13 protein-coding genes and 1 riboswitch are annotated in these 14,081 nt (G+C 48.6%); all 13 genes read left to right on the top strand.

The features are described 5' to 3' along the window. The first annotated feature begins 50 nt into the window (after nucleotides 1-50). The 13 genes from ruvB (at nucleotide 51) to SynMVIR181_RS00720 (ending at nucleotide 14,076) form a co-directional block, all read left to right on the top strand. Nucleotides 51-1,130 carry a Holliday junction branch migration DNA helicase RuvB gene (gene ruvB, locus SynMVIR181_RS00660; RefSeq protein WP_186589624.1) on the top strand — a complete coding sequence of 360 codons (1,080 nt, stop codon included), beginning with the start codon at nucleotides 51-53 and terminating at the stop codon, nucleotides 1,128-1,130. Continuing rightward, nucleotides 1,127-1,936, top strand: a complete 810-nt coding sequence (locus SynMVIR181_RS00665) for a tetratricopeptide repeat protein (protein WP_186589625.1) — start codon at nucleotides 1,127-1,129, stop codon at nucleotides 1,934-1,936. The genes ruvB and SynMVIR181_RS00665 overlap by 4 nt, the downstream gene beginning before the upstream one ends. Next, a complete protein-coding gene (locus SynMVIR181_RS00670) occupies nucleotides 1,933-3,108 on the top strand; it encodes an amidohydrolase (protein ID WP_186589626.1) in 1,176 nt (391 codons plus the stop codon). Before SynMVIR181_RS00665 ends, SynMVIR181_RS00670 begins: the two co-directional genes overlap by 4 nt. Next, nucleotides 3,105-3,335: a DUF3188 domain-containing protein gene (locus SynMVIR181_RS00675; RefSeq protein WP_186589627.1), complete on the top strand. Its 231-nt coding sequence runs from the start codon at nucleotides 3,105-3,107 to the stop codon at nucleotides 3,333-3,335. The genes SynMVIR181_RS00670 and SynMVIR181_RS00675 overlap by 4 nt, the downstream gene beginning before the upstream one ends. A gap of 1 nt (nucleotide 3,336) precedes the next feature. Beyond that, on the top strand, nucleotides 3,337-3,963 hold the full coding sequence (locus SynMVIR181_RS00680; RefSeq protein ID WP_186589628.1) for a HEAT repeat domain-containing protein: 627 nt from the start codon (nucleotides 3,337-3,339) through the stop codon (nucleotides 3,961-3,963). A gap of 41 nt (nucleotides 3,964-4,004) precedes the next feature. Then, nucleotides 4,005-4,113, top strand: a riboswitch (TPP riboswitch). A 45-nt stretch (nucleotides 4,114-4,158) separates the two neighbouring features. Beyond that, on the top strand, nucleotides 4,159-5,562 hold the full coding sequence (gene thiC, locus SynMVIR181_RS00685) for a phosphomethylpyrimidine synthase ThiC (RefSeq protein ID WP_186589629.1): 1,404 nt from the start codon (nucleotides 4,159-4,161) through the stop codon (nucleotides 5,560-5,562). 463 nt (nucleotides 5,563-6,025) lie between these two features. Further along, nucleotides 6,026-6,796 (top strand): glucose-1-phosphate cytidylyltransferase, encoded by a 771-nt coding sequence (gene rfbF, locus SynMVIR181_RS00690; RefSeq protein WP_186589630.1) that lies wholly within the window; start codon nucleotides 6,026-6,028, stop codon nucleotides 6,794-6,796. After that, entirely contained in the window at nucleotides 6,796-7,875 is a 1,080-nt protein-coding gene (rfbG, locus tag SynMVIR181_RS00695; protein ID WP_186590418.1) for a CDP-glucose 4,6-dehydratase, read from the top strand. The genes rfbF and rfbG overlap by 1 nt, the downstream gene beginning before the upstream one ends. Before the next feature lie 25 nt (nucleotides 7,876-7,900). Then, nucleotides 7,901-9,403, top strand: a complete 1,503-nt coding sequence (gene rfbH / locus SynMVIR181_RS00700; protein WP_186589631.1) for a lipopolysaccharide biosynthesis protein RfbH — start codon at nucleotides 7,901-7,903, stop codon at nucleotides 9,401-9,403. Beyond that, nucleotides 9,400-10,248, top strand: coding sequence for an acetaldehyde dehydrogenase (acetylating) (locus SynMVIR181_RS00705; protein ID WP_186589632.1), 849 nt, complete (start codon nucleotides 9,400-9,402; stop codon nucleotides 10,246-10,248). The genes rfbH and SynMVIR181_RS00705 overlap by 4 nt, the downstream gene beginning before the upstream one ends. Continuing rightward, nucleotides 10,245-11,258 carry a 4-hydroxy-2-oxovalerate aldolase gene (dmpG, locus tag SynMVIR181_RS00710; protein ID WP_186589633.1) on the top strand — a complete coding sequence of 338 codons (1,014 nt, stop codon included), beginning with the start codon at nucleotides 10,245-10,247 and terminating at the stop codon, nucleotides 11,256-11,258. Before SynMVIR181_RS00705 ends, dmpG begins: the two co-directional genes overlap by 4 nt. Beyond that, on the top strand, nucleotides 11,258-12,220 hold the full coding sequence (locus SynMVIR181_RS00715) for an NAD-dependent epimerase/dehydratase family protein (protein WP_186589634.1): 963 nt from the start codon (nucleotides 11,258-11,260) through the stop codon (nucleotides 12,218-12,220). The genes dmpG and SynMVIR181_RS00715 overlap by 1 nt, the downstream gene beginning before the upstream one ends. Beyond that, nucleotides 12,217-14,076 carry a thiamine pyrophosphate-binding protein gene (locus SynMVIR181_RS00720; protein WP_186589635.1) on the top strand — a complete coding sequence of 620 codons (1,860 nt, stop codon included), beginning with the start codon at nucleotides 12,217-12,219 and terminating at the stop codon, nucleotides 14,074-14,076. The genes SynMVIR181_RS00715 and SynMVIR181_RS00720 overlap by 4 nt, the downstream gene beginning before the upstream one ends. Nucleotides 14,077-14,081: the final 5 nt, after the last annotated feature.

Consider the following 14,081-nt stretch of genomic DNA (forward strand, 5'->3'; position numbering starts at 1 on the left):
CACGGCCGATCGGTCTCCCGACCTTATCCAGCTATCGGTACCCTGCGACCATGGCGATTGTCTCTTCCAACGCTGGATCCTCCAAGGGAGCTCCCCGACCGAAGCCGTCGCGGGTGGTGGATGCAACGCGTCAACAGGATGAATCCGCCGAGCTGAGCCCCACGAAGGAAGACGGTCTTAGGCCGCGGCGTCTCGACGATTACATCGGTCAGCGCGAACTCAAACAGGTGTTGGGGATTGCGATTCAGGCGGCGATGGGTCGGGGTGAGGCCCTCGACCATGTGTTGCTCTATGGCCCTCCCGGCCTGGGTAAAACCACCATGGCCATGGTGCTTGCTGAAGAATTAGGGGTCACCTGCCGGATCACCAGCGCCCCGGCCCTGGAGCGCCCTCGCGACATTGTTGGCTTGCTCGTGAATTTGCAGCCCAAGGAGGTGCTTTTCATTGATGAGATTCATCGACTCACCCGCGTTGCCGAAGAGCTGCTTTATCCGGCGATGGAAGACCGGCGCCTTGATCTCACCGTTGGCAAGGGCAGTACGGCGCGAACGCGAGCCCTGGAATTGCCGCCCTTCACCCTGGTGGGCGCCACCACAAGAGCCGGTGCACTGAGTTCTCCCCTGCGCGATCGCTTTGGATTGATTCAGCGCCTGGAGTTTTACGGCCAAGACGATCTACAAGCGATCGTGATGCGGGCGGCGGGTCTGCTGAAGCTGCAGCTTTCGCCTGAGGCATGCGCCGAGATTGCCCGCCGCTGTCGGGGCACCCCCAGGATTGCCAATCGGCTGTTGCGCCGGGTGCGGGATGTGGCCTGCGTGCGTGAGGTTTCGGGCTGCATTGATGTGCAATTGGTGGATGAAGCACTCACGCTGCATCGTGTGGATGGCAAGGGCCTTGATGCCAGTGACCGTCGCCTGTTGGAGCTGTTGCTTCAGTCCCATGGAGGCGGTCCGGTTGGTCTCGATACGTTGGCCGCGGCGCTTGGCGAGGATCCCACCACCCTGGAAGCCGTGGTGGAGCCCTATTTGCTTCAGCTCGGGTTTCTGCAGCGCACCCCCCGTGGACGGGTTGTTACCCCCGCTGGCCGAGGCCACCTGGGCTGGCCTGCGGATGAGGGAGATGCGGCATGAACGTTGATTTCAAGCGTTGGTTCTCCGTCTTGTTGGTTGCCTTCGGGGTTGTGGTGTTGCTTGGGGCTGATCCAGCTTTTGCTGAATCGCTTCCCAAGGATCAGCACCGTCAATTGTTTGAACAGGCCCTGCGCTTCAGCCGTCAGGGCGACCCGCAGCAGGCCCTCGAGGGATGGGATCAGGTGCTGGAGCTGGCTCCCGATGATGCGGCGGCCTGGAGCAACCGCGGCAATGTGCGTTTGGTCTTAGGCGATACCGAGGGGGCGATCGCCGATCAAACCAAGGCGATTGAGCTCGCTCCAGAGGAAGCTGATCCCCACCTCAATCGGGGTACGGCTGAGGAGGCCTTGCAGGATTGGACGGCAGCCGAGCAGGATTACAACTGGATTTTGAAGCGGGATCCACAAGATGCTTCGGCGCTCTACAACCTCGGCAACGTGCGCGGTTCGGAAGGTGATTGGGAATCCGCTGAAGCCCTCTATGGGCGCGCTTCTGAAGCCCGTCCTGGGTTTGCAATGGCGCGCTCCAGCCGGGCTTTGGCCCTTTACCAACTCGAAGCTTTTGACGAAGCTGAGCGGGAGATGCGCAACTTGATCCGTCGTTATCCGATGTTTGCTGATGCGCGGGCTGGATTAAGTGCTTTGCTTTGGATCCGCGGTTCTAAGGGCGAGGCCGAAAGCAACTGGGCCGCGGCTTCTGGTTTGGATCCCAGTTATCGCGAAGCGGATTGGTTGCTCCAGGTGCGTCGCTGGCCGCCCCGCCCTGTGGCTGATTTACAGCGTTTGCTGGCTCTGGAGAGCTCATGACCACCACCACTCCCTCTCTTCAGCAGCGGCTTGAGGCGATCTTGCCCGAGTTGATCGAGCTTCGTCGCCATCTTCATGCCCATCCGGAACTGAGTGGGGAAGAGCACCAGACCGCGGCCCTGATTTCCGGAGAGTTGCGTCAGTGCGGCTGGCGTGTTCGTGAAGGGGTGGGGCGCACCGGAGTGATGGCGGAGCTTGGGCCTCAGAGCGGGCCCCAGGTGGGGCTGCGCGTGGATATGGATGCGTTACCGGTGGAGGAGCGCACGGGTTTGCCCTATGCCTCCCTGCGCCAAGGGGTGATGCACGCCTGCGGCCACGACTTGCACAGTTGTATCGGCTTGGGGGTGGCGCGCTTGTTGGCGCAGGAGCCGTCCTTGCCAGTGGGGATGCGCCTGCTGTTTCAGCCTGCTGAGGAGCTTGCCCAAGGTGCCCGCTGGATGCGTGCTGACGGCGCCACCGATGGTCTCAGCGCTCTATTTGGCGTGCATGTGTTTCCTTCGTTGCCGGTGGGCACGATCGGGGTGCGCAGCGGCAGTTTGACGGCTGCTGCTGGTGAATTGGAAATCGAAGTGATCGGTGAAGGCGGTCATGGCGCGCGGCCCCATCAATCTGTTGATGCGATTTGGATTGCAGCCCGGGTGGTGTCGGGATTGCAGGAGGCGATTAGTCGTCGCTTGGATGCCCTGCATCCGGTGGTGGTGAGCTTTGGAAAAATCGAAGGGGGCAAGGCTTTCAACGTGATTGCCGATCGGGTCACCTTGCTGGGCACGGTTCGCTGCCTCTGCGCCGACCTCCATGAACGCTTGCCAGCTTGGATTGAGGAGACGGTGCAAGCCATTTGCGGGAGCTTTGGTGCCAGCGCCCGGGTTCGCTATCGCTGCATTGCACCTCCCGTTCGCAATGATCCCGCCCTTACCGCCTTGCTAGAGCGCAGTGCCGTTGAACAACTTGGGGCAGATCAAGTGCAACGCCTAGAGCAGCCCTCGCTTGGTGCTGAGGATTTTGCTGAACTGTTGCAGGACGTTCCAGGCAGCATGTTCCGCCTGGGGGTGGCCGGTGCTGATGGATGTGCAGCGCTTCACAACGGTCATTTCAACCCTGAGGAAGGGGCTTTGGGTGTGGGCGTGCAGGTCTTGACGGCTGCGATGTTGGCTTGGAGTCAAACGCCATGAGCCGTCAAACCCGCACCAGGATCCATATTGTGTTGTCTCTGGCGGCACCGCTGATGGTGCTGCTCGGGGTGTCGGCGATGCTGCAGCGCGAAGGGCCCGACCGCTGGCAAGCTCTTCCTGCCATCCTTGTGGGATCTGGATTGGTGGTCCATGCCGTGGTGGGCCGTCGTCATCGCCGCCATCAGCTGTTGATCGCCTTGCGCACCACCCGTTCTCAGGAGGATTGAGATGGCCAGCACCCCCGAACAGACCGCACCCAACCCTGAGGAGCTGCGCGCAGCGATCGCGTCGGGTGACCCGGTGCAAGCGATGCCAGCGCTTGCCAAATTGCGAGCGCTGCCCGATTCAGACAACGACAGTGTGGTGATTCCCCTGCTGATCCTGGGCAGTAATCAACAGGCGTTTTTAGTGCGCTCCCTGAGCTGCAGTGGCCTGGGATACCGGCGCAATGAACAGGCTTGGCAGGTGCTGACGCGTCTGGTCTCGACAGACGACGATCCCAATGTGCGCGCTGAAGCGGCGAATGCTCTAGCGAGCTACGGGGTGGAGCGGGCCTGGCCCCTGTTGCGTGAAAGCTTCGCGAAGGATGGCGCTTGGCTGGTGCGTTGCAGCATTCTTTCCGCTCTCGCAGAGCAGCCCGATATCAACCCGGAGTGGTTGCTGGATCTCGGCAGGCAAGCGATCGCCGATGCAGACGGCACCGTGCGGGTGAGTGGAGCGGAAATCTTGGCCCGGGTTGTGCGTGAGCAGTCCGGAGATGCAAATGGATCAGAAGCCAGGGCGTTGCTTCAGCCGTTGCAGCAGGACGCGGATCACCGTGTGGTGGCGGCTGCCTTGAATGGCTTGCAGCCCTAAATGCAGATGTGGGTCAGACCGGAAAAGCGTTGCTAGCTTTCAAAGACCACTAGGGGTGCCCCGGCTTTCTTTGCGATCGCTGGGGCTGAGATCACACCCTCTGAACTTGATCCGGGTCATGCCGGCGCAGGGAAGTGAATGATGTGATCTTCGGCTGTTTGGCTGGCTCCTGGCAATTCCGCTGCTGCCAAGACCATGCGTACTGAATGGGTTTCCGCTCGTAAGGGCCAGGCCAATGTGTCTCAGATGCATTACGCCCGTAAGGGTGTGGTGACGGAGGAGATGGCCTATGTGGCCACGATCGAGAACCTTCCGGAATCGCTTGTGATGGAAGAGGTGGCGCGGGGTCGGATGATCATTCCCGCCAATGTGAATCACACCAATCTGGAGCCGATGGCGATTGGCATCGCCAGCAAATGCAAGGTGAACGCCAACATTGGTGCGTCTCCCAATGCATCGGATGCAGCGGAGGAGGTGAACAAGCTGAAGTTGGCCGTGAAATATGGCGCTGACACCGTGATGGATTTGTCCACTGGTGGCGTGAACCTGGATGAGGTAAGGACGTCGATTATTGGTGCCTCATCGGTTCCGATTGGCACGGTGCCTGTGTATCAGGCCTTGGAAAGTGTGCATGGCTCGATCGAGAAACTCGATGAAGATGACTTCCTGCACATCATCGAGAAGCATTGCCAACAGGGCGTTGATTACCAGACGATTCACGCTGGCCTGTTGATTGAACATCTCCCCAAAGTGAAGGGACGTCTCACTGGAATTGTGAGCCGCGGCGGCGGGATTTTGGCCCAGTGGATGTTGTATCACCACCGTCAAAATCCTTTGTTCACGCGTTTTGACGATATTTGCGAGATTTTTAAGCGCTACGACTGCACCTTCTCCCTAGGAGATTCCCTGCGTCCCGGCTGTCAGCACGATGCCTCCGATGCGGCCCAGCTTGCTGAACTGAAAACGCTTGGAGAACTCACCCGCCGGGCTTGGAAGCATGACGTGCAAGTGATGGTGGAGGGTCCAGGCCATGTGCCGCTGGATCAAATTGAATTCAACGTGAAAAAGCAGATGGAAGAGTGCAATGAGGCGCCCTTCTATGTGCTCGGCCCGTTGGTGACCGATATTGCTCCTGGCTATGACCACATCACTTCAGCAATTGGTGCGGCAATGGCCGGTTGGCACGGCACAGCGATGCTTTGCTACGTGACGCCAAAAGAGCACCTGGGTCTTCCCAATGCAGAGGATGTGCGCGAAGGGCTGATTGCATACAAGATTGCAGCCCACGCTGCTGATATTGCCCGTCATCGTCCTGGTGCCCGTGACCGTGATGATGAGTTGAGTAAGGCTCGTTACAACTTCGACTGGAACAAGCAGTTTGAATTGTCCTTAGACCCTGAGCGTGCGAAGGAGTATCACGATGAAACCCTGCCAGCAGATATCTATAAGCAAGCTGAGTTCTGTTCGATGTGTGGTCCCAAGCATTGCCCGATGCAAACCAAGATCACGGATGAGGATCTTGCTGGCCTTGAGGACGTTCTCAAGGCCAAAGGTGGTGCAGGTGAACTGGCTGGAGTGAAGTTGGATAAAGAGTTTTGAACAACTATGACTGAAACTAAGCGGCGATTCGTTTCAATATTTAATTTTATATGAGGCTTCTGTTGGGATTATGTGTAGAAAGCAAGCTTGAGCAGTTCTCTTGTGAGAATTGCAGAGGGCTTTCGTTTAATAATTGTAATTTGATTTGCTCTTTTCGGATCAAAGAGCTCATTGCCTCTTCAGCTCTAAGGGTTAGAGGCGTTCTTATATTGATTGAAAAATTTCCTTTAATATGTCCGAAATGCCTCTAGCCTTCGAAAAGATGAGCTGACCAGTGGCAGGATGAAATCTGGCTCAAACAACAGATTGAATGGTTACTAGGCCCAAAACTGGCTTATGAGTATAGTAACTACTGGTAAAGCAAAAAGATGTTTTTGTTTTGGGGTAGGGGGTTGAAGGCTCTATCGTCTTGGCTCAGGCCTGATGGCCTGCGTCTTGACAGCAAACAAATTCACGTGTGTAGATGAAAGCAGTAATTCTTGCGGGAGGTCTTGGCACTCGTATTAGCGAGGAGACAAGCATTAAGCCAAAGCCAATGGTTGAAATTGGTGGTCGCCCAATACTATGGCATATTTTAAAAATATTCAGTTCGTATGGTATTAATGAATTTATTATTTGTTGTGGCTACAAGGGGTATGTGATTAAAGAGTACTTTGCAAATTATTTTCTGCATATGAGTGATGTAACCATAGATATGCGAGTAAATTCCATGAAAGTTCATCATAGAAAAGCAGAGCCCTGGGAGGTGACACTTGTTGATACAGGTGACCAAAGTATGACGGGTGGAAGATTGAAGCGTGTAAGAGACTATGTATTGGGCGAAACATTTTGCTTTACTTATGGGGATGGAGTGGCAGATGTAGATATCACTTCTCTTGTTACTTTTCACAAATCACAGCACCGACAGGCCACTGTTACAGCTGTTCAACCACCAGGTAGGTTTGGTGTTTTGCAGATCGAAGCAAATAACTCTGTTAGTGGATTTCAGGAAAAGCCAGTTGGTGAAGGGGGCTGGATTAATGGTGGATTTTTTGTTCTCGAACCTGAAGTTATTAATCTCATCGAGGGAGACTCCACTGTTTGGGAAAAGGAGCCATTGCGCCACCTAGCTGAAGCAGGCCAATTGAGTGCATACCATCACAATGGTTTTTGGCAGCCAATGGATACTCTCAGGGATAAAAATTATCTCGAGCATTTATGGGCCCAATCAAATGCTCCGTGGAAGATTTGGTGATGTTGAATAACGAGTTCTGGCGAGGCAGGCGCGTCCTGATTACAGGCCATACTGGTTTCAAAGGCAGTTGGCTTTTGCTATGGTTGCATCATCTTGGTGCTGAAGTGTGGGGATATTCATTGGCTCCTAAATCAGATCCGAATCTATTTAATCAACTGGCTAAGGACATTTTTCCCGGAAATAGATGGCACCATTGTATTGGAGATGTAGCTGATTTGGATGCCCTAAATAAGCTAATTAAAGACGCTCAGCCTGAGGTGGTTTTTCATTTAGCAGCTCAACCATTGGTTCGTGAGAGTTATTTAGATCCAATTGGAACATGGTCGACTAATGTTATTGGTAGTTTGCATCTGTTGGAATCGCTTCGCCAGCTACAGCACAAATGTGCAGTTGTAATGGTGACGACAGATAAAGTTTATGAAAATCGAGAATGGTCATATGGTTATCGCGAGACTGATAATTTAGGTGGCCATGATCCTTACAGCTCGAGTAAAGCTGCTGCTGAGATTGGAATAGCCAGCTGGCGTTCAAGCTTTTGTGGGCCTCACCAGCATCAAACCCCATATCTACTAATTGCTACCGCGAGAGCCGGTAATGTTATAGGTGGGGGTGATTGGGCTGCTGACAGAATATTTCCTGATGCAATGCGGTCACTATCCAATCATCAACCGATTCCTATTCGCAATGCTCTTGCTACGAGGCCTTGGCAGCATGTTATCGAGCCATTATCTGGATATCTGCGATTAGCCGAGGAGTTAATGCTTTCGCTAAATCCACCATGCGAAGCATTTAATTTTGGCCCAACGTTGTCTAGTAATCGCACTGTTGGCGAATTAGTTAGCACAATACTTGATCATTGGCCAGGTACTTGGATTGATAATACTGATCCGAGTGCACCGCACGAAGCAACCCTGCTTCATTTACAGATTGATAAAGCCTATCGTCTTTTAGGATGGTCCCCTCGCTGGAGCTACACAACTACAGTAAAACGTACAGTAGATTGGTACCGATCTAATCATGATGGAAGAAGCGCTTTTGAATGTTGCCATGAAGACTTAAGTGCTTTCTCTCAAAATTAGGAATTTTTTTATTTGAAATCATGCCATGAGTGACATTAAAGCCCTAAAGGATGAAATATTGAGACTTACTCGTGAGTACTCAAGGCAAGTCCATTCTTGCTTCAGGCCTGCGGACGACCCCATTCGTGAACCTTGGAAGTCGGGTTCTCCTATTCCATATGCTGGGCGCGTTTTTACAGAAGATGAGGTTGCAGCAGCAGTAGGAAGTACGCTTGATTTTTGGTTGACATTGGGGAATGAAGGTGAATCTTTCCAGAATGAGTTAGCGGAATTCATGGGAGTTCGCAAATCCCTCCTCGTCAACTCTGGCTCTAGTGCCAATTTGGTTGCTATTTCAGCGCTCACTTCTTATAAGCTTCCAGAAAATCGAAGAATCAAGCCTGGAGACGAAGTGATTACTGTGGCAGCTGGTTTCCCAACCACAGTCGCTCCTATTGTTCAGATTGGCGCAGTCCCAGTCTTTATTGATGCTGATCCGATTACTGGTAATGCACAATGTGACCAACTGCAATCTGCGTATACGCCTGGCGTGACCAAAGCAGTAATGATGGCCCATGCCTTAGGTAATCCTTTTGATTTGGCAACTACATTATCCTTCTGTCGTAAGTATGATCTTTGGCTGATTGAGGATAATTGTGATGCATTAGGTTGCAGCTATTCGATGCCACGACCGCAAGCAGAAAGCTTGGGCTTTTCTCAAAATAGTCCAGGTTTAGATGAAGGACCTGATAGAGTTATTAGATGGACGGGTACATGGGGTGATATAAGTACGCAAAGTTTTTATCCTCCTCATCATCTAACGATGGGAGAGGGCGGTGCTGTGAATATAGTTTCTGATCAAAAGCTCAAAGTTATTGCTGAAAGTTTTAGAGACTGGGGACGTGATTGTTGGTGCCCAAGCGGAATAGACAATACCTGCAATAAGAGATTTGATTGGCAACTTGGCGAACTTCCGGCTGGTTATGATCATAAGTATACATATAGTCACCTTGGGTATAACCTTAAGCCGCTTGATCCGCAGGCTGCAATTGGTCGTATTCAGTTAAATCGTCTTCCTGAATTCATAGAAGCCAGAAAGAAAAATTGGGAAACTCTCCGTAAAGGTTTGTCTGGGAGTAGTGAATTCATTGAATTTTCTTTGCCTACTCATGCAACTGACTGGAGCGAAAGTTGTGGGTTCTCGTGGGATAAAAGTGGTTGTCGTACTGATTGCTCTTGGTTTGGATTTAAAATTGCAGTCAGAGAATCTGCAGATTTTAGTCGTACTGATTTAGCCCGTGAACTTGACGAGCACAAAATTGGGAATAGGATGCTGTTTGGGGGCAACTTATTGCGGCAACCGGCATTTGTTCAGCTTCGTAGCGATCGTCCTGAGTCAATTCGTGTTGTTGGAGATATGTGCGGCTCAGATGAAATCATGAACACTACCTTGTTTCTTGGTACTTTCCCAGGGCTTACATCTACTCAGCTTAAATTTGAGATTGATGTTATTAACAACTTTATTTCGGAGAGGAGGATTGAGAAATGAAGAAAGTGGCAATACTGGGCTCTGGAAATATTGGTTGTGATTTACTGGTTAAGTGCCAAGAAGCAAAAGGACTCGAAGTCGTGTCCTTCGCTGGTCGGCACCCATATTCTAAGGGTCTAGAGTTTGCTAGAAATCGTGGGGTCTTTATCACCGATAGAAGCATTGAGGGAGTTCTGGAACATCCGGAAAAACCAGACATTTTGATAGATTGTACAAGTGCTTCACATCATCATTACAACTATTCACTTTGTAAGAAAAATAATATTCGTGTTATTGATATGACTCCTGCAATGCTTGGAGTTGCCTGTTGTCCTGTTGTTAACCTAGACCACTGTCTTGATTCAGATAATATAAATATGATCTCCTGTGGAGGGCAAGCATCTATGCCCATATGTTTCGCATTAAAAGAAGCAAATCCTGAGATTAAATACCTTGAGATTGTCTCTACGATATCCTCAGCATCAGCTGGTCCCGGCACACGTAAAAATATTTCTCAATACATCAGCACAACGCAAAAGTCAATTAGTGATATGCTTGACATAGAGAAAGTTAAAGTAATTATCAACATTACACCTGCCGTACCGCCTATTCACATGAAAACTTCAGTATTAATCCAGTCTGACCATATCAAAAACTTTTCTGATACTCAAGAAACCATTCGTAAGATTGTATCGATGACTTCTTGCTATGTGCCAGGCTATTGCTTGTCTGTAGATCTTAAGCAGCTTGGGGCTAAATCAATGTGTCAAGTGCAAGTGACTGGAAGTGGCCATTATCTTCCCCCTTTCGCTGGTAATCTTGATATCATAAATTGTGCCGCACTTGAAGTTGTTAAGCGACTATGACACATCCTCTTGTTTATGACGTCACACTTAGGGACGGCTCTCATGCAAATAAGCATTCATTTTCTTCAGGTTTTTGTGCTAGTTATATAGATCAAGCGTATCAATCAGGATTGCGTCATATTGAGATTGGTCACGGAAATGGTTTAGGTGGAAGCAGCTTACACATTGGTCTATTAGATGAGCCTAATCTTCTGGATGTTGCTTACGAAAAACTTACCATATACAAAGACCTGAAGATAGGTGTTCATGTTATTCCCGGTTTGGCCACTTTTGGCGATGTCGATTATGCCGTTCATAGGGGAGTTTCTATTTTTCGTGTTGCCAGTCATTGTACTGAGGCAGATACAACAGAGACTTATATTAATCATGTGGCACAATCTGGACGAGATGTATGGGGTCTTCTAATGATGTGTCATATGGTAAAACCTGATTACTTGGCACGTGAAGCAAAGAAAATGGAAAGTTATGGGGCATCTCGTATTGTTTTTCTGGATTCAGCGGGTGCATTGACTCCGACAATGGTTAGTTCTATCACGCAGGAACTTCGAGCTGTTGTTGATTTACCAATTGGTTTTCATGCACATAATAATCTTCATGCAGCTATAGCTAATTCTCTTGCGGCACTTTCATCTGGTTGTGATTCAGTCGATGCTTGTACCAGAGGTTATGGTGCTGGTGCTGGCAACCTATCACTAGAGTCTCTTGTTGCATTGTTAGAAAGAGATCACAATCATACTGGGCTTAATTTGGATAAACTGATTTCACTTTCTCAGTTTGTAGAGTCAAATTTCTCAAACAGTCTCCCTATAGTTGACAGCCTTTCTACAGCAACTGGTTTTTATGGTGTATTCTCAGGTTTCAAACCAAAGATTTTAGAAGCTGCACGAATCTTTGATGTTGATCCTCAGGATATAATCAAGGAATTAGGCAGAATGCAAGTGATTGCTGGGCAAGAAGATCAAATAATCGCAACCGCTTCTTCTCTTTCATGCAATGGTGTTTCTAAGTGATGAAAATTGTATTGCATCTATTAGGTGGTGCTGGACGAATTGGAACCGCCCTTATTCAATCACTAGTTGATAATCCGATTAGTAATTTGGATTCAATATATGTCTATTGCGATTCTACGAAGGCTAACGGGGTGGAACGGCTTTATGCTAATACCAAGGCTCCTTTTGTAAGGGCTTTGGGTTACTCGGGCTTTGTTGAGTTTTTCGGGTCTGAAGAGCATAGTATTTTTTCTAGTGAAAATACTCGACATGTAGTCTTTAATTTGCGGGGAATTAATAAGAAGCAACAATGGTTGAATCAACCACTTGATTCTATGGGAGTGCAGATTAATTCGTGTAGGACTATTGTTGATGCAAATCTATGGCTCCAATCGAATGTTGAAATCATTCATTTTAGCTCTCTGCTTTGTGATTTAATCGAGAGCTCCCTTTCTTTGGATCAAATCTGTGAAGGACAGGAAAGTTATCGTCGTCCATATATGGTCAGTAGGCTTCATCAAGAAACAATGCTTGCTGCTAATGCATTTCAGCATTCTATTTCTACCTGCTTTCTTAGGCTCCCGGCAGTTTATGGTTTTTCCGATGACGCCCAGAGTCCTTGGGTCCTAAATGTTTTTTGTAAGTGCCGCAAGAAAAAAGAACTTGTTTTATCACGCAATCCATTTCAAAAAGTTTATCTTACTCATTGTGCTTTTTTAATCCAAGCTCTTCGCTTGCTTATCTCTTCAAATTATGATGTGCGATCTAGCAAAACAGTTAGTTATATGCGTCCACCAATGTTAGGCATGCCAGTTGGTGCACTCGCTAATATTGTCGAGAACTATCCCATTGATAGCGCTGACATGCAATGGAGTGATCTTGGAATTGAATTTTTAGATGAATCTAACCTCGGGCGCGGTGATAATATTGATGCTCATATGCTGCAGCTATTGTCTGCGATCGATACCCTCATTAAGCCATGAGTAAGTTGAAGCTTTCTGTCGCCATTGCCAATTTACTTGCTTCGCAAGGAATACGCCAAGTATTTGGGATTATCGGTTCAGCTAATGCGCACTTGTTTGATGCTGTTTATCAACACCCTGAAATTCAGTTAACCTGCTTGCATCATGAGCAAGCTTGTGTAATGGCTGCTCACGGGTATTACATGCAATCTGGCCAAATAGCAGCCGTATTTGTTACCGCTGGAGCTGGAATTACGAATGCTCTTACAGGTGTTGTGGGTGCATGGGCAGATAGTGTACCTGTTTTAATTCTTAGTGGTCAGGAGGCTACTAAGCAGTTCGCTAGTAATAATCTTTCTCGTATGATCGGGATTCAAGGTGTTTATACAGAGTCGATTTATGAATCCTGTACAAAAAGTGTTGTCACATGCAAGGATTCAGAGAGCGTTGTAATTGCTATTGCTAGTGCTGTGAGACTAGCCAGGGAAGGTCGTCCGGGTCCTTGCATTGTGGATATACCAATTGATTTACAATCTAACGAAATGGAAATTAATAAAATTAATGCATTGATAAATGAGAATCTTGTAATAAAGGGGTTTCAAAGCTTTGGTCTGTCAGATCAGGATTTATCTCATTTATTAATTTCGCTTAAGTCTGCAAATGCACCATTGCTATGGTTAGGCAATGGATTAAGAAAATATAGCTCTTCAGTGATTTCCTCGATTGTTCGTGATCTTGGTATTCCTTATCTTACGTCTTGGACAGCAACGGATCTGTTTGAGCCTATTGATGATCTTTATGCTGGACATGCTGGTACTTACGGCGGAAGAGCTGGCAATTTAATATTGCAATCTTGCGATGTGCTTTTAACTTTAGGCACTCGCTTGGCGATACCTCAAAAGGGTTATGTCGATCATCAACTGGCTAGGCGAGCAAAAATATTTGTGATTGATTGTGATCAGATCGAGCTAGATAAATTAAGCGAACGTTTTGATAATAAATACTTGGCAGATGCTTCTGTTGCGCTTTCGCAAATACATCAATCGTTGGGAAATACACTGCATTCTAGTATGAATGAATGGCTTAGCCATGTAGGTCTTATTCGTAATGAATTCTCGCTTGTAGAACCTTGTCATCTTAAAAAAGATGCAGTTGACTCATATCAATTTATTTCCGATCTCGGTAAGTTGTCGTCCTCTAATACTACTTTTGTGACTGATATGGGGACAGCTCTGATTAGTGGTTTTCAAGTTCTTGAACCGAAAAATGGTCAACGTTTATTCACTAGTCAAGGGCTTGGTGAAATGGGTTATGGACTTCCTGGCGCCATTGGTGCTTGGTTCGCAGATCCGACTCGGCAGGTGATCTGTTTAAATTGCGATGGTGGCTTGATGATGAATTTGCAGGATCTTCATTCTGTAATTAGCCATCAAATCCCCCTTAAACTAGTGATATTTAATAATGATGGATATTTAATGATTAAGCACACTCAAAATGCAATTGTTGGTGGAAGACGTGCCGGTACTGATAGAGCTAGCGGTTTGACTTGCCCTGAGTATAAACCACTTGTAAAAGCCCTAGGCTTTGACTATTTTTCCCTTTCATATCTTGATCAGCAAGATCAGGTTATTACAGAATTTCTTGAACATGACGGAGCTTCTGTATTGGAGGTCTTTATGGCTGCTGATCAATTGTTAGTTCCTAAGCTTTCAGTTAGTGTTTCCGCAGATGGAACGTTGGTTTCTCCCCCTCTTGAAGATCTCAGCCCATTAATACCCCTAGAGCAAATAGAACGGCTTATGCTTGTGGATGTTCATCCGAATTCTATTTCATTGGAAAGGGATGAAGTCGTTGCTAAGGGTGATGCTATTTATTGATTCCA

It is taken from the genome of Synechococcus sp. MVIR-18-1 (assembly GCF_014279835.1).
Lineage (GTDB): Bacteria > Cyanobacteriota > Cyanobacteriia > PCC-6307 > Cyanobiaceae > Synechococcus_C.